Source organism: Paenibacillus sp. FSL K6-1230 (genome assembly GCF_038002385.1).
GTDB lineage: Bacteria > Bacillota > Bacilli > Paenibacillales > Paenibacillaceae > Paenibacillus > Paenibacillus massiliensis.
Window position 1 is genome coordinate 667,337 of record NZ_JBBOCK010000001.1, and the last position, 19,647, is coordinate 686,983.

The following is a 19,647-nucleotide window of genomic DNA, read 5'->3' on the forward strand; positions in this document are numbered from 1 at the left end:
ACCCTTTTTCTGAATTTCCGACTATCCATTTTTAAAATGTAGATAGCTAAACATGGTTAAGGATGCGATAAATTGTCATTATCTCAGATCAATCAGCGCCGGTTCTTTCGTCTTGGAATGGATGCTAGATTTTATATTTTGTTTTTAGCTCTGCAGATGCTGTCTGTAGGGATATTTTACTTTCTTGCCTATATAGATAATCTCAATATGCTACACAACGGCTACGTTAGTAAGCAATCCATCACGTTCAGAATGACGAGCATCCATCAACCACTAAGGTTTCCTGAACAGGATTATTTATTGATGCAGTATAATCCTGTCCAGCCGCAACTAAAAATAGTGCGAATAAGTGGTGATATCAAGCTTCCACCATTGCAGAGCCAGTCTGATCGACCGGATGAGATAGTTAAGTGGAATACAGAAGCTCGATTAGGAAAGGCGTTAATTGGTGATAAAGTGAATCCTCAAATTATTCCTGAAGGTTATGTATTTGCAGGACAATTTGATATTCCTGCTGATTATCAATTAAGTACCCAGCAGTGGCTGCTTCCAGCTTCTAATAAGGTGTCACTCGCAGATGGTGAGTTGTTTGTTATGAGTTCTCCTAACTCTAATACGATGGATCTAGTTCAAACATTTTCCAACCACAATCCGATTGAACTTATACATACCGAATTCAAAGGCACGTATGCATTGTTATCCAATCAATGGCTGGTACATCTCCTATGGGTAGTATTAGTATTTACGAGCTGTGTATCAATCTTGATCATGCTATATTGGCTGAGACAGGAGCGAGCTTTCATTCGTATTTGCAATGAACATGGGTGTACGTTTTGGCAGATGTACATGCATATGCTCGTCTATAAATTGTCTCTATTAATTGGAGCAAGCTTTGTATTGGTGTTACTTTGCACCTCAATCTTCCAGACACTCGTGCAGGTATGGAGTAGGCATTGGCAGCTTCAATCATGGTATATGGTAGGTGTATTTAGTCTACTTATCATCTTTATTACCTTCGTTATAACATGTTGGTACAGTACAAGGTCAAGGAGAGTTCGTTGATGAAGATGGTTTATTTGTTATTCAAAGGACATAAAAGCTTTCACCTACTTCATATTTTTCTAGCAGCCATACTATTCTTGCTGGTCCTTCTAATGCTGTTGAATATCCTCCAGTCTCGGATTGAGCTTCAGGCTACTTCAGCTTTTAAGGATAAAAACCTGTATCAGTTGGCAGATAACCTGTTCAATGACAAGGAGAGGTTGTTCTTTCAGCAACAAGACAGCTACAGCATTCTCAAAGATTTTGGTGATCATCTGAAGACAGAGCCGCGCTTTCAATATGCGGTTGTTAACTGGCAGCCAATCAATGTTGTGGATTTTAAAGGTGATGAGATTTTTGAAGCCTACTATGAATTAGGCCAATCACAGGATTCACAGACTTACAGGGGGGCTACCTACCGAAATATAAAGTCTTTGCAGATGAATCAGGGTTCGTTTGATATCTTTCAAATCAGGATCAGTTCTGGTCATGGATTCCAGGATAGTGATTATACATATGACGGTTCTAAAGAGACAATCCCCTTAATATTAGGCGCTGAGTTGGAATCTTACTACAAACTGGGCGATACGATTTCTCTGATGCTATATAATGAGCCTTTTACAGGGGAGGTTATTGGATTTACTGACCCTTCTCAGGTGGTTGTTAGTGCGAGATCTCAGGAGACATTGATTGATCGTTATATCATCATGCCAGCACTACAGTTTGACAAGATTACGCCTGATTTACTACGTAGTCATAAAGATACGCCATTTATACGTGCTTCATTATTTAGTTCGATTAATGGCTTTGTATTTACAGCCGCACAGCCACAGGAAGTGCAACGTATTATGGATACCATCTCCAACGAGGTGAAATTCTATGATTATTCTATCATCGGTGCTGATGGTGGGGTTTTGGGCGTGTTAATTCAACTTACAGACCAGAATCGAAATTTATTGTATGTAACTGTAGCTGTAGCTTTTGTCCTGATCTTGTTGCTGTATTTATGGACAATAGCTATACACATTCGGTACAGTCAAAAAACCTATGCAGTCTTACTTATCAGTGGATACCATCTGCAGAATATTCCCCACATAGTTGTCGTGCAGTTGGTGATTATGATGCTGCTGGGGAGTGTGCTGCCAATGCTGCTACTTTTACTTGTATGGCAACAGGCATGGATTATACTGTTAGCCTACATTCTGTCGGTGTTACTGGTGGTTGGTATATTAGCAGGAATAACACTTCTTTGTACCAGACGGGTCTTGGCTCGGATCGACATGATTCAACAATTGAAGGGATGAGTGTAGCTTGTGGCGACGATTGAATTAGACCAGATGGACAAGGCATTTGGCAGAAAGGTAATATTTCAGAAGGTTCGGTTGGCGGCTAGAACAGGTGAATGTGTAGCTATTAAAGGGAAAAGTGGTAGCGGAAAAAGCACGCTATTAAATATATTGGTTGGCTTGGAGGTTGCAACTACAGGGAGCTATCTGCTAAATGGGATTGAGATGACCAGGCAAACAGCACAGCAGAAAGCTCAGATACGTAGTAATCTAATCGGTTACATTCCTCAACAAAGCCCGGTTATATCAAGACTGACAGTACAAGAAAATATCTGCATACCGATTTGGGTAGGAAATGGTAAGCAAAGCAGTGAGCAAATAGAATACATGATGAATTTATGTGATAGGCTTGGAATGACGTCTTTGTTACAGCAGAAGGCGGGCAAGTTATCAGGGGGAGAAATTCAGAGAGTTGGGTTAATCCGAGCTTTGCTAAAAAAACCCGAGCTGATCATAGCAGATGAGCCGACAGGTGCGCTTGATGATGATACGGCTACCAGAGTAATCCAATTAATTCAAGAGCTATGTCAGCAAGGAGCCACGGCAGTGATTGCTACGCATAGTCAACATGTTGCTTACCATTCTAACAGGGTACTGGAGCTTACATACGATGGACTTCTTGATTTGACTTAGGCCTATCGCGTAACATTATATGGATAAATTCTCCACAGCTACATAGATTGAAACCCTGCAACGTTTTGATTCCAGCCGTTTTGACTGAATACGATTGTGGATTTGAACGATCTGAAGAGAGCGTGGTAAGCGGAAAGCGGGGAAGCCCTAGAGAAACGGAGTGCCCATCTTTAAGCTTGCTGTTCATCTGCATTCCATTGTATTCGAAAGAACAGCAAGCTTAACCGTGGTCGACAGGGCTCCCCGCTTGCAGCGGCTCTACACCCACATTAATCTGGTCAAGGTAATAGTCACACTTTTGAAAAGTGCTCGGTTTAAAGTGGTCATTGTCGATTGTCGATCTTTTACGCCTTCGTTTGAATAATCACACTCTACACACCGTGGGGGGATATCATGAAACCCAAACAAAGATCAAGGCTTAGACTTCTAGCTGGATCATGTTACTTCAAGTTCAAAAGATACTTGAAATGGCATTTTGGACATGTAAAGTTTGCTTCTCGTATAGAAAATGAAAAGCTCCCATATATCACCTTTACACACCAGACCCCTCTGCTAAGAAAGCTTAAAGAGGTCGATATGTGGCTGCAGCACAACAAAATCATTAATCTGAAGATCGCCAAGCAAAAGCTAAATAAGATCACGATCGCTCCGGGAGAGACTTTTTCATACTGGAAGCTAATCGGCAAGCCTACCAAAAGAAAAGGCTACGTGGAAGGAATGACGTTATTCTACGGGACGTTCAGGCCTGGTGTGGGGGGAGGGCTTTGTCAGTTATCCAATCTCATTTACTGGATTACGTTGCACACGCCGTTGGTCGTGACCGAAAGACACAGACACAGCTATGATGTGTTCCCTGATGCGAACCGGACACAGCCATTTGGTAGTGGGGCCACGTGTTCCTATAATTATCTTGATTTGCAAATTTACAACCCGACAGATCAGCCCTACCAGCTAGTCATTGACATCGACAAGGAGTACCTGTACGGTGAGTGGAGAACGACAGCGAAGCCGACCCACATTTATGAAATATACGAACGAGATCATAAGATCACCCAAGAATACTGGGGTGGCTATGTAAGAACTAATATGATATATAAAAGAAAATATAATCTGCATCAAGAGCTTGTATCGGATGAGTTAGTTACTAGGAATCATGCGCTTATGATGTATCAGCCATTTTTAGAGTCACCGCTGTAATTTCTATAATAGAAGAACCAGAGCCACCGCAGGATGAAAAATCCAGCAGGGTGGTTCTTTTTTTCACCTGTCTAGTATGCCATCATTATAGCTGGGGGCGATAAAGGATGTTCCAGGATTTCAGGCTGGTCGGAGACCGCCCGGTCGCATTACAAGTGAAAGAATACGTCACACGTTTAATCATAAAAGGATCACTCCAAGCGAACCAGAAGCTGCCCTCCACGAGAGAAATGAGCACGCTGCTGCAGGTGAGCCGCAATTCGGTCATCGCAGCCTATGAAGACTTGCAGGATGACGGTTATACGTATGCCCTTCCCGGCAAGGGCAGCTATGTCGCAGCCATGGTAGGCCAGTCGGCGGCAGCTCAAGGAGCGGCTGATGACACGGCAGCTTGGCAGATGGACTGGAAGTCCAGAATGAACGATTATGCTGTCGCAGCCGTAGAGCTGGACCTGATGAAGAAGGGCATTCGTGCACCCAAAGGCACGATTTCGTTCACAAGCATTGCCCCGGATGAGCAGTTGTTCGATCTGGGCGATGTGAAGCGTGCCTTCATGGACCGGATGGCCATCGAGGGGCAGGTGCTGCTCAACTATGGCTACGCCAAGGGCTACAAGCCGTTAATGGATTACCTGATGCGCTATATGGAGAATAAGGGCGTCGATCTGAGCGGCAAGGATATGCTGATTACTAGCGGATTCACCGAGGGGTTCGACATCGTGCTCTCGGCACTGCGTCCTACGGTGGGCCGTGGGGCGGCCATCTGTGAGAATCCGACCCACCATACGGCGATCAAGAATTTGAGGCTGCATGGCTTTGAGATTACAGGCATTCCGATGCAGCGCGACGGTCTGGATGTGGATCAGCTAGAGCAGGTATTGGAGCAGCAGACCGAACAGTTCGATCTTGCCTATCTGACACCCTCGTATCACAATCCAACAGGTATCGTCATGTCACCCGCCAAGCGTAGTGCGGTGATGCAATTGCTGACGCGCTACCAGATCCCAGTGATTGAGGATGGCTTCAATGAGGAGCTGCGTTATTCAGGAGCACATGTGGCTCCATTAATCGCAACAGCAGGGAAGGGGAACGGAGTCATCTATATCGGTAGCTTCTCGAAGGTATTGTTCCCAGGTCTAAGAGTAGGCTGGGTGCTGGCTGACAAGGCGCTCATTGATACGCTGGAGAGCATGAAAAGGGCACGTACCATTCATACATCAACGATTGACCAATCGATTTTATATCAATATTTGCTGAACGGAAATTTCGATAAATATGTCAAAAAAGCACGTGCCGAATACAAGCGCAAATATGAATGGACCAAGACATGCTGTGAGACGCATCTTCCAGAGGCCCAACTGTCTGGTGATGGGGGCTTACATCTGTTTCTTACGTTTCCGGCTGGCCTCGATACACGTCAATTGCTGGAGGCTTGCTTAGAGCAAGGGGTTATTTTTACGCCAGGGGACAGATTCTTCGTGCAAGCAGGCGAGGGGGAGAACACGTTGCGGCTAGGATTCTCGCGAGTAACGGATGAGCAGATTGAAGAGGGGCTTCGGATGATCGGTGAGCAGGCACGTCGCTTGCTCGGGAAGTAAAGTTATATACACAAATTGAGGAGCAGCAGCAACCGAGAGGGACCCATCACATGGCTTCCTCTCGCATAGCCTCCTATTACGAAGTCAGGAAGTGCCACACAACGAGATGAGGGGAGAATGGAGTGTCATGATGAAGATCGGCGTAATAATGGGTGGAGTATCCTCCGAGCGTGAGGTGTCCCTACAGACGGGTCAAGAGATGATCAGGCATCTGGATCGTAGTCGTTATGACGTGGTGCCCTTGGTGATCGGGCAACGCTCCGATCTGATCACGCAGGTACAGCAGACAGGGATCGATCTAGCGCTACTGGCGCTGCATGGGCAATATGGAGAGGACGGCACAGTGCAGGGAGCCCTTGAGACGTTGGGCATTCCGTATACAGGCAGTGGTATTCTGGCAAGCAGCCTATGCATGAATAAGCAGCTCTCCAAGCAGTTGCTGAAGGTAGCAGGTGTAAATACCCCGTCGGGGCTGTGCTGGCAAGGGATGAACGAGTATGATCCACAGGCAGTAGAGCAGTTAGGCTACCCTGTCATTGTAAAGCCGAATACAGGAGGCTCCAGCATTGGTATCCAGCTCGTGCGAAATGAACATGAGCTACTGCCAGCCGTTCAGGAGGCGGAGAGTCTGGGAGAGGCAATCCTGATTGAGCCCTACATTCAAGGCACCGAGCTTACTTGTTCGATTCTGGATGGTGAGGTCTTGCCGATCATCGGCATTCAATCAGCTCATTCGGAGTGGTTCGATTATAGAGCGAAATATGAGATTGGTGGTGCGGAGGAGAAGGTCATCCAGCTTCCACACGAGATCGAGCAGCGTGTACATGAGGCGGCACTAACCAGCTACCGCCAACTGCAATGCAAGGTCTATGCCAGGGTCGATATGATTCTGCGTGAGGATATGCCTTACGTGCTGGAAGTGAATACTTTACCGGGAATGACGGCTAACAGCCTGTTACCGAAAAGCGCAGCCGCAGCGGGAATCAACTTTTCACAGCTGCTGGATCGTATTATTATGAGCTCACTTCATGAGCGAACACAGGAATGGGGGATGGTCCAGCATGTGTAACGAAGAGCAGACAGGGAGCTTCCTATCCTCACGTGTACGGGATATTCGGCCATCGGGCATTCGTGCGTTCTTCGATCTGAATGTAGCAGGAGGGGATACGATCGCGCTTGGGGTCGGAGAGCCTGATTTTGTGACCCCGGAGAAGGTACGCGAGGCTTGCATTCAGGCCCTGCGCGATGGACGGACGAAATACACCTCGAATGCAGGCATGCTAGAGCTGCGGGAAGAGCTCGCAGCATATCTGTCCAGCAGCTTTGCGCTGTCCTATGAGCCTGAACACGAGATCCTCGTGACCGTGGGCAGCAGTGAGGCCGTCGATCTGGCGCTGCGGACCGTGATTGACCCGGGTGACGAGGTGCTGATTCCATCACCAAGCTATATTGCCTATGAGCCCATCTCTCATCTGCATGGGGGAGTTATTGTAGAGGTGGCAGCTACAGCAGAGAAGCAGTTCAAGCTGACTCCGCAAGCGCTGGAGGCCGCCATTACTCCGCGTTCAAAGGTACTCATGATTAATTATCCATGTAATCCGACGGGTACAGTAATGACGGAGCAGGATTGGCTGCCGATTGTAGAGCTGGTCATCCGGCATAATTTGGTCGTTATCTCGGATGAAGTGTATGCCGAGTTAACTTATGGGAGACAGCATGTGAGCATCGCTGCTCTGCCAGGAATGAAGGAGCGTACGATTGTGATTAGCGGCTTCTCCAAGGCGTTCGCTATGACGGGCTGGAGAGTAGGTTATGCGTGTGGTCCGCGTGAGTTGATTGCAGGCATGCTAAAAATCCACCAGTACACAGCTATGTGCGCACCTACCATTGCCCAGATTGCTGCGCTTGAATCTCTGCGTTATGGGCTGACTACCAAGGATGAGATGATGGCTAGCTACAATGAACGCCGCAAGCTGTTTGTCGCGGGTCTGAATGCAATCGGGCTATCCTGTCACGAGCCAGAGGGAGCTTTTTATGCTTTTCCTTCTATTGCGGATACGGGTATGTCATCGGAGCAGTTCGCGCTCAGGCTGCTGACGGAGGCTAAGGTAGCTGTCGTACCTGGGCATGTATTCGGATCAGGCGGTGAGGGCTATATTCGTTGCTCCTATGCAACCTCACTCGTCGATCTGGAGAAGGCACTGGAGCGGATGAGCCGTTTCATGCAGATCATGCAGCCTGTTGGATGAAGAATATGCGTTACCAGTGCTGTGATGAGCATCCTTCCTTCAAGCACAAAGAAGATCGCCCAGTCCTACCTGTGTAGGTGTCATCTGGCGGTCTTCTTTTCATAGCTGCAACCATTTCGACCCTAATCATGAATCGTATGGTGCGAATGCGCGCATCATGGTCATGCTTATCGAACATCCAGAGCATCGAAGTACGGAAACAAGCTCCCCGTCCAGATCGCTGCCGCAAATACCCCCGTAAAATAGATGCCCAGCCAGATATCTGCTTGCGAGTAACCTATTACATAATAATAGGTGCGCTTCTGATCTGAGAGTCCTTTGGCCTCCATGGCAATGGCTGTACGCTGCGCGCGGCGGATACTTTGCGCAAGTAGAGGGATCGCATACATCTTGATATGGGCGTACAGATTCCAACGGCTGACATGGCGTCCCGTGCCCCGGATTAACAAGGCATGCCGGAGTGTCTGGAACTCGTCCAGCAGCATAGGAATCATCCGCATAGCCGCAAGAAAGCTGTATGCATACCTTGGGGGAAGCCTCCATTGCTGCATCAGGGAATAGAACAGTCTCACAGGTCGCGTCGTCAGACCGAACAGCAGTCCAGCAACTGCCATACAGAGGGCGCGGCAGCCCAAGTGAATACCACGTAGAAAGCTCTCCTCCGTAATATGCACGAGTCCCCACCTCCACCAAGTTGTCTCTCCCGTTCCGAAGAACATCATCCCCGTAGATGTGGAGATAAAGATCAGGATGAATGGGGAAGCATACAGCAGCAATCGTCTCCATGGATGTCCAGACCATAGGAGCAACAGCAGCATTCCTGCAGCAAGATTAATCATGATATTCAGATTGTGAATCCAGATCACCGCTGGAAAGAGAAGGGCGAACACGAGCAGCTTCAAGCCCGGGTTAACCCGATGCAGCCAGGTCTCATGATGAGGAAAAGTTAATTGCATGCTCAACCCTCCCATGTCGGACCCGCCATTCATCCGTGCAGTAGCGGCGGACCGCCTCAGCATCATGAGTCACCATGATGATTGCCGTTCCAGCGCTGCGAAGCGACTCCAGCAAATCCAGAATAGAAAAGGTATTGCGGGCGTCCTGACCAAAGGTAGGCTCATCTAGCAGTAGCACCTTAGGTTCACGAATAATGGCGGTGGCGATACTCAAGCGGCGTTTCTGCCCGAGCGATAGCTGATAAGGATGTCTGTGCTCCAGAGATAGCAAGCCGAATCGGGCCAGGAGCTGCTGCACCGTATACTTCCGCTGCTCTGGATTCGGAAGATCGAAGAGTACCGAATATTCCACCTCTTCATACACCGAATTGGTGACGAACTGGAACTCGGGATTCTGGAATACAAATCCAATATGCTCTGCCAGTTGTCCTGTCTTACCTGCAGGCCGATGGCATATCTCGTACCGTCCCGTCGTCTTGAGCAGACCCATCATGGACAGCAAGAGGGAGCTTTTGCCCGCTCCGTTGGCACCGGTGATCCCAATCCATTGACCGGGAAAGATCTGAGCCTTCTCCACTCGGATGACTTCTGTTCTACTACGCAGCCCCGCAAAGTTGTCTAGCTCCATGACTGAAGAGGCACCATTACAATAGAAATTCTCATTACGTTGGTGTCTATTGGCTACGCAGTGGGCTTTCTCTGTATCCATATCTTTATTTATATCTGTACATGCATTTAAATCCGTATCCGTGTCTGTATTCGTATTCGCATCTGCTGCTGCATCGTTTGACAGCCGCGGAGAGGTCGCCTCACTCCACACCCCAGGGTACCAAATGCCGAACGCTCTCAACGTATCCTGAGAGGTGGCGAATACCTCTTCTGGAATTCCATCGGCGATGATTTCTCCATCGGGAGACAGTACGACAATCCGATCCACCAGTTGAATAATGTCACTGATCTTATGCTCCACGATGATCAAAGTCTTATCCGCAGCTATGCTCCTGATCGTGTCCCAGACCTGAAGGGTTCCTTCTTCATCCAGTAATGCGGTAGGCTCATCCAGAAATAGTACCTCTGCCTCTGCAGCGAGTACAGAAGCGACAGCCAGCCGTTGCTTCATTCCTTGTGACATCGCCTGAATAGGCATTCTAGCTACTTCTTCTGCCAATCCGACCTGTGTCAGACAGTCGTGAATGAGCGATGGCATCTCCTCGCGCGGAATGCGGCGGTTCTCCAGCACAAAGGCCAGCTCTTCATCTGCAAAGGGCATGCAGAACTGGGTGTCAGGGTCCTGGAATACCACGCCTGAACGTTCAGGTATGATGACCTCATCGCATTTCATCGGCACCTCAATGGAACGGGGAATCATGCCGCTCAGTACCTGTAGCAGCGTTGATTTGCCGCAGCCGCTTGGCCCGAGCAGCAATAGCTTTTCCCCTTTGCGAACGGACAGGGATAAGCCCTGAAAGAGTAGCTCCTGTTCTCCTGGGAACTTCAGTCGCAGATTGCTAACACCCGCAGCGATATCGGGAGTGTGCCCTAAATGCTTCAGATGCTTCAGATGCTCCACATGCTTCACATGCTCCAAATGATCCTTATGCTCTACATGCGCCACATGTTCCCAATGCTCCTCATGTTCTACGTGCCCCGCACGCCCTGAAAGAGCCATACTCAGTTCAAAGCCTCATAGTCCTCACGAGATGCCGGGCGGAGTGATTGGGTCACTCCAGTCAGCTCAAGCGCCCTCGACAGATAATAAGCGAAGATGCCTGCAATGATGATACTTCCAAGCAGACGAAGACCGATGAAGAGCGTATAGTTCCAGGCCGTCAAGGATTCGATGTATCCATAGTGAAAATCAAGCAGGAGTGATCCGGCTGCCGCGCCGATTGCGGCCAAGCAGGTCACCCACAGATTGTTTTTTCGGTAGAGAAACATGGCAAAGAACAGCTCTGCTCCCAGCCCCTGCACCAATCCATAATACAAGGTGGAGATTCCCCATTCACTGCCTAACAAAGCGCTGATGGTTGCAGCAGCTACTTCTGCAAGTATAGCCACCCCCGGCTTACGGATGATCAGATAGGCGAACGTTCCTGCCATGAACCACATGCCATAGGTAATCTGCTCTGCGTGCAAGCCGAGTGGCTTGACCATGTCATAGGCGGGGCCCCAGATTTTGTACACAATACCGAATACCACTGCGATGACGATTGTGACCAGAATGTCGGTTAGCTTGAGAGCTGAACCTTTTTTAGAAATAATTGCTGTCATGAGCCTCAACTTCCTTCCCGTTAATAAAATAAAAAAACCTGCCTCGATCCGGGCAGGTAGCTTGCGCAGTATGAACTTCATTTGCTGTCAGATGACTCTTGCTAGACGGCGTCAGGAAATAGCACGCATCGGCTGCGTCTACTCCATCTGCAGGTCTGCTTGAATACATACCGACTGCATTTGGTCTTCTCTACGCTGGCATTACCCAGATCAGATTTCACGGTCGGCGGCATACGGCCACCCTCTCAGCCTGACTTCATCAAGCTCCCGTTTCTTATTGGAATCATAGATTAATGTACACTACATTCGTTAAGCTGACAATAACCTTTTATAGAAAAAATAGGAACTTAGTAGTTGGAGTTTATATAAAAAATGCAGGTCTTTAGAGGGATCAATCTAAAGCCTGCATCTTTTATGTCAGCATTTTGCATAATTCGATTCCAATCTCTCATGGATACAATATATAGACGAATAAAATCATTTCGATCTATATATTGCTGGTCAGAAGTCGTTCTTAGGATTTATGCAAAATGCTTATGTGTATATTTATTTAGATAAACCTATTACCTATTGCTTTGATTGTACAAACTCAGCGGATTTGATACCTGCTTGACGTCCAAAGATAATAATCTCAGCAACAGAGTTACCGCCAATACGGTTTTCACCATGCAAGCCGCCTGTCAATTCACCTGCTGCGAACAAGCCTTCAATGGCTTTTCCATCTTTGTCTAACACTTCTGTGTTGGTGTTAATCTTTACACCACCCATAGTGTAGTGAATCCCAGGAGCGATTTTGATAGCATAGTATGGTGCGGCAGATAGGTCATGATCCATACCTGTTGTTCTGCCAAATTCACCATCTTGTTTGTTCTTCACTGCTTCGTTCCAAGTGTCTATAGTTGCTTTCAATGGATCCGCTGGAACGTTGATGGCTTTTGCTAACTCCTCGATCGTGTCACCTTTCACGACGAAGCCCATCTTGTCATATTGCTCAATAGCCTTCACACGAGATTTCACGCCAGCATCAAATACTAATGTAGCTGCTTTCTCAGGTAGGGCATTAATTGCTGCGGTTACTTTATCACGTGTATCCAATTCGTTCACGAAGCGCGTACCTTCAGTGGAAATAAGGAGTGCACCTTCACCACGTACAGCTTCACCAATTAAGTACGATTTATCCTGCTGTACAGTTGGATGAACCTGGATTTGATCCATATCTACAGTCGTACCACCAAGCTGCTCGATCATTTTAATACCGTCGCCTGTGCTACCAATTTGGTTGGTTGTTACTAAGCCTTTGAGATCAGGTCTAACCTCGGAGATCATCTCCGCATTAGAACCAAAACCACCACTCGTTACAACAACGGCTTTTGCAGTAATTACTTTTTCATCGGTTTGATCAATCAATACTTTAACACCGTTTACTTTACCATCAGCTTGCGTTATTTCTTTTACATCCGCATTGACGAACAATGGAATCTCTTTTTCATGTACATTTCTAACCAACCCAGCAACTAGATACTGACCTATTGCTGAACCATCCTCAGGACGGTGTGTACGTTTTTCTTTCATACCGCCTGTTATTGTAAGGTTGTTCAATCGGATTCCAATCGAATCTAACCAATCAATTGCATCTGCAGAATGATCTACAAAGAAACGTAGCATTTCTTTATCATTGGTGTTATGTCCACCTGCTAATGTTTCTTCATAAAATAAATCATTGCTATCTTCAATGCCTTGTTCCTTTTGGAATTTGGTCTGAGAAGCATTCATCCCTGAAGAGGATTTTGTTGTATTACCACCAGCGACTGGCATTTTTTCGAAAATAACAGGGTTCATTCCTTTTTCTTTTGCTTCCAATGCAACGGTCATACCAGCACCACCAGCACCAACAATAATAATATCATAGCTATCTTTTAACTGATCAATTGGTGTATAGCTTGCTTGTGACGCACCTGACACCGTATCCGTCTTTCTCTCCTCGGTTGTGCTTTGACCTTCATTTGCTTTTTTCTCACTATTACTACTACCATTATTTCCGCATCCTGCAATGACAAGAACGATGGATAGAAGGAGAGTAAGTAGTACTGTTGTGTTCTTTTTCATTTCTGTATTTCCCCCTTGTGTACCATTTCACAATATTATTGTGCATTATTTCACAAATGCTATAGTAATAAAGTTAACGACGGACTGTCAAGGAAGTTTCCGATAGTTTCTCTGGAAAAGATGCGCTAGCCGTTACAATCCGTCTTATGGCAAAAGGAGAAATTGAGTAGCTGGAATACAATAGATTATAGTCTGAGCCTGTACGTTTCTAGGCGAATTCCATACAATTATTTCGAGATTAAGTCATTGAACGCAACCGAATCAAAATGATCCTCCTGTACCAGCCACTTTCCCTCTTCATAGGATAGCGTTAGTGTTCCCTGCATCGGGACACGTTCACTGTCGCTGCTGACGTCATCTCCTAGAACGAGATCAACCTCATAGATCAGATCAATCATGTTCTCCTCGCGGGCAGATATGGAGAAGCTCAAATTTTCCGGGTGCAGGGAGGTGTTTCGTATATGTGCAGCGTGAAATGGAACGACAGTATAGCGAGTTCTTAGGGCCTTTTCCGAGAAATGCTCGGTGAAGTAAGGCTTCATCTCTTTCGTGCGCGCCAAGATAGAATCGTCAGACAGCATATCCTCTGATGCGGTCACAGAATATTCCTTGGTCTTGTAGGCTTCCGCTGCCTGTATAGCTTCCTGTACCATTTCCTCACTGAACGTTGATTCGGGAGCAGCTTCATTCCCTGCTACTGGATCACTCGAAGATGGAATTGTAGCATCCTTGCATCCTGCCAACAGCATAACAGCAAGTACCGCTGTGACTATGTACCACGTACTATTCCTTGAATTTCTCTTCATGGTGTCCCTCCTCTGTAATTAGCTAAAAAAATACCATATATTACTTGATAATACGCATAACATCCAGATGGGTCTCGCTTTTCTGGCAAGGAATTCACCAGCATCCTCTATTTTCTTGAGTGGAAGGTAGCGCTTCAAAGCTGGTTCGTAATGTGCTATCGGGGTAATGGAAGGTACCAAAGTCTACAACGCCCGCATCCGTATTCAAACCATGGAATCAATGAACAAGTGGTAGGAGATGGACTGTAAATTATAGGGGTAAGACAGACTATACAGATATGTCAGGCTATATAAACAGATACAAACAATAAAAAATATATAAATAGTACAAACAGATACAAGGAAATACAGGGAGGTGAGTATCGAGATGGCCTATACATTGGAGGAAGTGAGCGATATGTCGGGAATGCCGCTTGAGGAATTGAACCGCTACAAACACAATGGCTGGTTAAAGCCGTCTCTGGTCTCAAAGGATGGAGTTCATTATTACGATGAGCGGGGGTTATTGTGTCTCCAGCATCTCATGATCTGTCAGGAGCTGGTCATGCCAGGTGAGGAACTGGCGATGTGGATGCATCGCTATGAGGAGGCTCCGACTGATGTATTGCTGGAGCATAGGCTCAGGATTATGCAGAAGGCTCAGCGAATGCATCAGCTTGTTCAGACCATTGATCTAACCTTGAGTCATCTGAATGGTGAATTCCCGTTGGAGCATCGGAAGCTGTTCAGCGGACTTCAGTTGCAGCAGGGCTGGAACAATATGCATCAGTCGAACCAGTATAGCGCCCAGCAAAAGCTTCATCACAGTGAAGTAGAGCCGCTTGAGGTGAAGCCTAGTGCCATGGGGTGGTATGACGAATTGTCAGAACATGAAGTTATCACGGAAGATACAAGGACGGCAGATACGAAGAGGACAGTTACGAAGACGAGTGGTGTGAAGGCTGTGGATCGTGCAAGACAGCGAGGTCAGGGGCAGATGTCTGAAGAACAGATCGAGAACAGATCGGTCAATCTCTCAGCATCTGTAAGACAGGAGCATGAGGATCGAGAGGAGAAAGAGCAATCTCAGCACCCAGAGGCATGGCCGAAGGAAAAGTATCTGCAATCTCAAGCAGAGGTTGAGGAGATCCACCGTGAGCTGATCGCCGCCATCAAGGATGGGGAGGAGCCGGGGAGCAAGAGAGTGCAGGCGATTATACGACGCCATTTGGAGTGGATCAGCCACTTCTATACACCTACAGCACAGATCTATAGCGATCTGGGTGATTTGTATGTGGAGCATGAGGATTTTCATACGATGTATCGTGAATATCATCCCAGGTTGGCAGAATTCTTACGAGACGGCATGAAGATCCTTGCTGCGTGCGAGCTTAAATAGCAGGTGCAGACTAGCTCAGGATAAAGTATCGAGGTTAATAGGGACATGGTATATAAATTGGGTTAGACGCTCGCGGTAGGGAGCGTTTTTTTTGTTGATAGCCTGTCATTGAATAGCCCTGCCACCAGTAACGGGAGCAGGGCTATTCAAAGTTAGCTGTGCCAGTATGATTTGTCATGATCTTGCACCTAACCTTGTCAGGCGCGGGCGTTGCAGCTACTACAGTACCTACTATAGTAACTAAGACTAGTTACAGCTACTAATGTGTTACTACGGTTACAGTTACTAATGTGCTACTTCAGTTACTACAGATTTACAGCTGCTCGATCAGCAGTTCTGCGAATTGCTCCAGGAAAGCCTGGTCTTCGGCATCAAACCGATTTTTAAGCGGGCTGTCAATGTCCAGCACTCCGATCAATTCACCGTCCTTGACTAAGGGAACGACGATCTCACTATTGGAAGCAGCATCACAGGCGATATGTCCTGGGAACAAATGAACGTCCTCTACAACTACAGTGCGGCGTTCTTCAGCGGCTGTACCGCATACACCGCGTCCCAGTGGAATGCGAATACAGGCTGGAAGTCCCTGAAAGGGACCCAATACCAGCTCATGCCCATCATAGAGATAAAAGCCGGTCCAGTTGACATCGTTCATAAAGTGCTTAAGCAAGGATGCGGCATTCGCCAGATTCGCCACTCGATTCGGTTCATCATGAATCAGAGCCTTCAGTTGGTTCAGTGCAGAAGCGAATTGCTCACTGCGTGTTCCTTCATAAGGGATTGCTTGAAACATACCTTCACTCTCCTGCCTGTGGACATTTTGCATAAGCTCCATGAGCCGCTCCCGACTCTGAAGCTTAAAATTGCATCTACCAGCGGTTAATTAATTTAAGATATACCGGAATCATACATGGAGTCAAGAGTTACATATAGGTTCCTTGCAGGTGAAATTTGGCTGCTGGCTTGTTTATCTTCCGGCGCTTGAGGGTAATACATCCATATCTTGAAGGCTTTAGCCGGAAAGGGGTGTTGCTATGCACGCCGAGGTTCAGAATTTGTTCATCCGTATTCATATGCTTCATTTTGCCCAACAGCAAAATTTGTCGGTAGGTGAATTGCAGCCTGTTCTTGAGAGCCGTGGCTACAGAGTAGGGGAGCGAGAAATCAAGCAGGAGTTGGAGCATCTGACCCAAGAGAATTTTTTGACGGCTCATGGTGATCAATTCAGTATTACGGGCGCAGGTATTGTCGAGCTTAAGGAGATCCGTGTACAGCTAAGTACGCTCTGCAAGGATGTCGTGACGGAGCAAGCACAGAAGGAGCCGCAGCATTAGGATAGCTCATCATTCCAGATATTTATCTGTGTCTGGCACAAAGGCATCCGTTGAATCATGATTTAATCTGTTGAAATGAACACTATACATCCGTGGGGACAGGGAACAGGAGGCTTGGCATCCGTTGTCTGCTCCTGGGGGTGTATTTGGCGTGCAGCCGAGTATTCGCTATTTAATATTTGCGCTATATTCCTCTATATTCCTCTATATTCCTCTATATTCCTCTATATTCCTCTATATTCCTCTATATTTCTCTATATTTCTCTATATTGCCCTATATTGCCCTATATTGTTCTATAGCTCTATATTGCCCTAATAAGTTGCCCTTTATTAGAGCTGTATGGTTAAATTATGTATGGCCGTAGCGATGTGGAAGCGCTAACCATAGGGAGTACATTCAGGAGGTAGAATTCATTGTATACTTGTAATGGAAATATCCCGGTGCTTGAGGGTCCACGGCTTCGATTACGCCGTATGGACACGAAGGATGTTAAGGATATTTTTGCGATCTGGTCGGACCCTGAGGTGACACGTTATATGAATATCTCAGCGATGTCTTCACCGGATGATGTTCAGGAAATGATCGACTTGCTTAATGCTTTGTCCAGAACTGATGATGCACTTCGCTGGGGAATTGAACTGAAATCCAGCGGAAAAATCATTGGGAGCTGCGGACTGAACAATTGGCAGCTAGACGGAGCCTTCAAGGCCGAGATTGGCTATGAGCTAGGCCGTAAGTATTGGGGGCAACGCTTCATGACCGAGGCGCTGGAGCTCATGTACGCTTTTGCCTTTGATAAGATGAAGATCAATCGGCTGGAGGCACTTGTAGACCCGCGAAACGAGCCTTCCCAGAAGCTCCTGGAGTCTATGGGCTGGGTGCGCGAGGGATTGCTGCGTCAGTTGCAGTATACATCTGCGGGATATACGGACATGCTCATCTACTCCTTGCTGTATGAGGATTATACGAAGCGAAAAGCCGCAGCAAAATAGTAATTGTGTAATTGACAAAAGCTCATCCCCGATCGACAATATAACATGTACTGTCAGGCGGTCCGTCAGGTCCGCCTTTTTCAGCTTTCGAAGGCTTGTACAGGCCGTTGAAATTGTCAGATTATCTGTTTGTTGAATGATCAGTTTGTTGAATTATTGGATTATATGAGAGCAAGAGAGGATTCTGAAGTCATGAATAATCAAGCATCAACTAGCACTCCGGCATCAACTAGCATTCCGACATCAACCAAGCGTGGGCTTGTGCTGATCGGCGTGCTGCTAGCGACCTTCCTCGCTGCGATTGAAGGCACGGTAATCGGACCTGCTGGACCCACGATTGTAAGTGATCTGGGGAGTGTCAGTCTGCTGAGCTGGATTTTCACCGCGTACCTATTGACGATGGCGGTCACGACGCCTATTTTCGGAAAATTAAGTGATTTATTCGGACGTAAGCCCGTGTTCCTGATTGGCTGCACGCTATTCGTGCTGGGCGCTCTACTCTGTGGTCTGGCGGGCACGATGGAGCAGCTCATTGTATACCGGGCCATACAGGGTATCGGTGCTGGGGCCGTAATTCCAGTGACCTTCACGATCATCGGCGATATGTACTCGATTGAGGAGCGGGGGAAGGTACAGGGAATGATCAGCTCTGTATGGGGTATCTCCTCATTGCTGGGGCCTATTCTGGGTGGATACGTTGCACTCTACGCGGGCTGGGAGTGGATCTTCGGCTTCAATATTCCCTTTGGTCTGCTGGCGATCTTCTTCATTGCTCGTTATCTGCAGGAGGGCTCGGTTCGTCGCAAGGCGAAGATCGACTATGCAGGGGCGGTAACCTTTACGATTGGTATGACGTCGTTGCTGCTGGTGCTTACGATGGGCGGGCAATATATGGATTGGACGTCCGTTCCGCTGCTGTCTCTGCTGCTGGGAGCGCTGGTATTCCTAGTGCTGTTCTTCGTCATTGAGCGGCGTGCTGAGGAGCCTATGGTGCCGTTGAAGCTGTTCAATATTCGAGATATTGCTGTAGCGAGCATCGCCTCCGTTCTCGTGAGTGCCCTGCTGATCGGCCTGACAACCTATTTGCCATTGTGGGTACAGGGTGTACGAGGCGGTGATGCTGCCGCTTCAGGGCTAGCGCTCGCACCGATGTCCGTTGGCTGGTTGGTCGGGTCGGTATTTGGGGGGAGGCTGCTAGTGAAGCTGGGACCACGTTTCACCTCCCTGTTGGGGTTATGCTTCATTGTTCTGGCTTCCTTCATGATGCTACTGGCTAATGAGAGCTCCCCGATGGGAATCATTTATGGAGCCACATTTATCTATGGACTGGGCTTTGGCTTCTCACTGACGATCTTCACGATTATCGCCCAGTCTGCTGTGGGCTTCGAACTACGGGGGGCTTCAACAGCACTGAATACCTTTTTGCGGACCTTGAGCCAGACGGTGAGTGTGGCCGTGTTCGGATCTTGGCTGAATTATAGTATTATGCGCAATACGATGGATGATCGTTTATTGGAGAAGGGAATTACCCAGGAGGACATCAGCGGTCTATTATCCGCACACTCGGGTGGAGGGATTAGCAATGAGGCAGCGCAGTTGCTTAGACATGTGCTGGGAGATAGCATTCATGGGCTATTCTGGATCATGCTGGTGATTGCAGTAGCAGGATGGTTATCTGTTATGCTGTTCCGCAAGCGACTTGCCGAGGCTGGCTCCTGAGACACAAAATAAGACCACAG

The 19,647-nt window shown here is 47.4% G+C and carries 18 protein-coding genes; 11 read left to right on the forward strand and 7 right to left on the reverse strand.

Going from position 1 to position 19,647, the window contains the following annotated elements; all coding sequences use genetic code 11:
• Nucleotides 1–72 precede the first annotated feature (72 nt).
• From MKX74_RS02930 to MKX74_RS02960, 7 genes are all read left to right on the forward strand, one after another.
• Nucleotides 73–1,062, forward strand: coding sequence for a hypothetical protein (locus MKX74_RS02930; RefSeq protein WP_341177458.1), 990 nt, complete (start codon nt 73–75; stop codon nt 1,060–1,062).
• On the forward strand, nt 1,062–2,345 hold the full coding sequence (locus MKX74_RS02935; RefSeq protein WP_341177459.1) for a hypothetical protein: 1,284 nt from the start codon (nt 1,062–1,064) through the stop codon (nt 2,343–2,345). Before MKX74_RS02930 ends, MKX74_RS02935 begins: the two co-directional genes overlap by 1 nt.
• A gap of 9 nt (nt 2,346–2,354) precedes the next feature.
• Complete coding sequence (locus tag MKX74_RS02940; protein WP_341177460.1) at nt 2,355–3,020, forward strand: ABC transporter ATP-binding protein; 666 nt, start codon at nt 2,355–2,357, stop codon at nt 3,018–3,020.
• Between the two features lie 393 nt (nt 3,021–3,413).
• Nucleotides 3,414–4,217 carry a VanW family protein gene (locus MKX74_RS02945; RefSeq protein ID WP_341177461.1) on the forward strand — a complete coding sequence of 268 codons (804 nt, stop codon included), beginning with the start codon at nt 3,414–3,416 and terminating at the stop codon, nt 4,215–4,217.
• A 107-nt stretch (nt 4,218–4,324) separates the two neighbouring features.
• Nucleotides 4,325–5,815, forward strand: a complete 1,491-nt coding sequence (locus tag MKX74_RS02950) for an aminotransferase-like domain-containing protein (RefSeq protein WP_341177462.1) — start codon at nt 4,325–4,327, stop codon at nt 5,813–5,815.
• 130 nt (nt 5,816–5,945) lie between these two features.
• Nucleotides 5,946–6,884 carry a D-alanine--D-alanine ligase gene (locus MKX74_RS02955; RefSeq protein WP_341180506.1) on the forward strand — a complete coding sequence of 313 codons (939 nt, stop codon included), beginning with the start codon at nt 5,946–5,948 and terminating at the stop codon, nt 6,882–6,884.
• Complete coding sequence (locus tag MKX74_RS02960) at nt 6,877–8,064, forward strand: aminotransferase class I/II-fold pyridoxal phosphate-dependent enzyme (RefSeq protein WP_341180507.1); 1,188 nt, start codon at nt 6,877–6,879, stop codon at nt 8,062–8,064. The genes MKX74_RS02955 and MKX74_RS02960 overlap by 8 nt, the downstream gene beginning before the upstream one ends.
• Nucleotides 8,065–8,231: 167 nt before the next feature.
• On the opposite strand, the gene MKX74_RS02965 is transcribed toward MKX74_RS02960, so the two are convergent.
• The 6 genes from MKX74_RS02965 to MKX74_RS02990 all read right to left on the reverse strand — a co-directional run bounded on the left by MKX74_RS02965 (nt 8,232) and on the right by MKX74_RS02990 (nt 14,203).
• Nucleotides 8,232–9,020 carry an energy-coupling factor transporter transmembrane component T family protein gene (locus MKX74_RS02965; RefSeq protein WP_341177463.1) on the reverse strand — a complete coding sequence of 263 codons (789 nt, stop codon included), beginning with the start codon at nt 9,018–9,020 and terminating at the stop codon, nt 8,232–8,234.
• Nucleotides 8,995–10,689, reverse strand: coding sequence for an ABC transporter ATP-binding protein (locus MKX74_RS02970; protein ID WP_341177464.1), 1,695 nt, complete (start codon nt 10,687–10,689; stop codon nt 8,995–8,997). The genes MKX74_RS02965 and MKX74_RS02970 overlap by 26 nt, the downstream gene beginning before the upstream one ends.
• Before the next feature lie 2 nt (nt 10,690–10,691).
• Nucleotides 10,692–11,291, reverse strand: coding sequence for an ECF transporter S component (locus MKX74_RS02975; protein ID WP_341177465.1), 600 nt, complete (start codon nt 11,289–11,291; stop codon nt 10,692–10,694).
• Nucleotides 11,272–11,460, reverse strand: coding sequence for a hypothetical protein (locus tag MKX74_RS02980; RefSeq protein ID WP_341177466.1), 189 nt, complete (start codon nt 11,458–11,460; stop codon nt 11,272–11,274). The genes MKX74_RS02975 and MKX74_RS02980 overlap by 20 nt, the downstream gene beginning before the upstream one ends.
• A gap of 398 nt (nt 11,461–11,858) precedes the next feature.
• The gene (locus tag MKX74_RS02985; protein WP_341177467.1) at nt 11,859–13,397 is read right to left on the reverse strand and encodes a flavocytochrome c; all 1,539 of its coding nucleotides are present in this window, start codon (nt 13,395–13,397) and stop codon (nt 11,859–11,861) included.
• Between the two features lie 227 nt (nt 13,398–13,624).
• Nucleotides 13,625–14,203: a hypothetical protein gene (locus MKX74_RS02990; protein WP_341177468.1), complete on the reverse strand. Its 579-nt coding sequence runs from the start codon at nt 14,201–14,203 to the stop codon at nt 13,625–13,627.
• A gap of 367 nt (nt 14,204–14,570) precedes the next feature.
• Between MKX74_RS02990 and MKX74_RS02995 the strand changes: the two genes are divergently transcribed.
• Complete coding sequence (locus tag MKX74_RS02995; RefSeq protein ID WP_341177469.1) at nt 14,571–15,581, forward strand: MerR family transcriptional regulator; 1,011 nt, start codon at nt 14,571–14,573, stop codon at nt 15,579–15,581.
• 313 nt (nt 15,582–15,894) lie between these two features.
• Here the strand turns inward: MKX74_RS02995 and MKX74_RS03000 are convergent, their stop codons facing one another.
• Nucleotides 15,895–16,374: a GAF domain-containing protein gene (locus MKX74_RS03000; protein ID WP_018887404.1), complete on the reverse strand. Its 480-nt coding sequence runs from the start codon at nt 16,372–16,374 to the stop codon at nt 15,895–15,897.
• A gap of 241 nt (nt 16,375–16,615) precedes the next feature.
• Between MKX74_RS03000 and MKX74_RS03005 the strand changes: the two genes are divergently transcribed.
• The 3 genes from MKX74_RS03005 to MKX74_RS03015 all read left to right on the forward strand — a co-directional run bounded on the left by MKX74_RS03005 (nt 16,616) and on the right by MKX74_RS03015 (nt 19,627).
• Nucleotides 16,616–16,915, forward strand: coding sequence for a hypothetical protein (locus MKX74_RS03005; RefSeq protein ID WP_018887403.1), 300 nt, complete (start codon nt 16,616–16,618; stop codon nt 16,913–16,915).
• Nucleotides 16,916–17,329: 414 nt separating this feature from the next.
• Nucleotides 17,330–17,908, forward strand: coding sequence for a GNAT family N-acetyltransferase (locus MKX74_RS03010; RefSeq protein ID WP_341177470.1), 579 nt, complete (start codon nt 17,330–17,332; stop codon nt 17,906–17,908).
• A 192-nt stretch (nt 17,909–18,100) separates the two neighbouring features.
• On the forward strand, nt 18,101–19,627 hold the full coding sequence (locus MKX74_RS03015) for an MDR family MFS transporter (protein ID WP_051421269.1): 1,527 nt from the start codon (nt 18,101–18,103) through the stop codon (nt 19,625–19,627).
• The last annotated feature ends 20 nt before the right edge of the window (nt 19,628–19,647 follow it).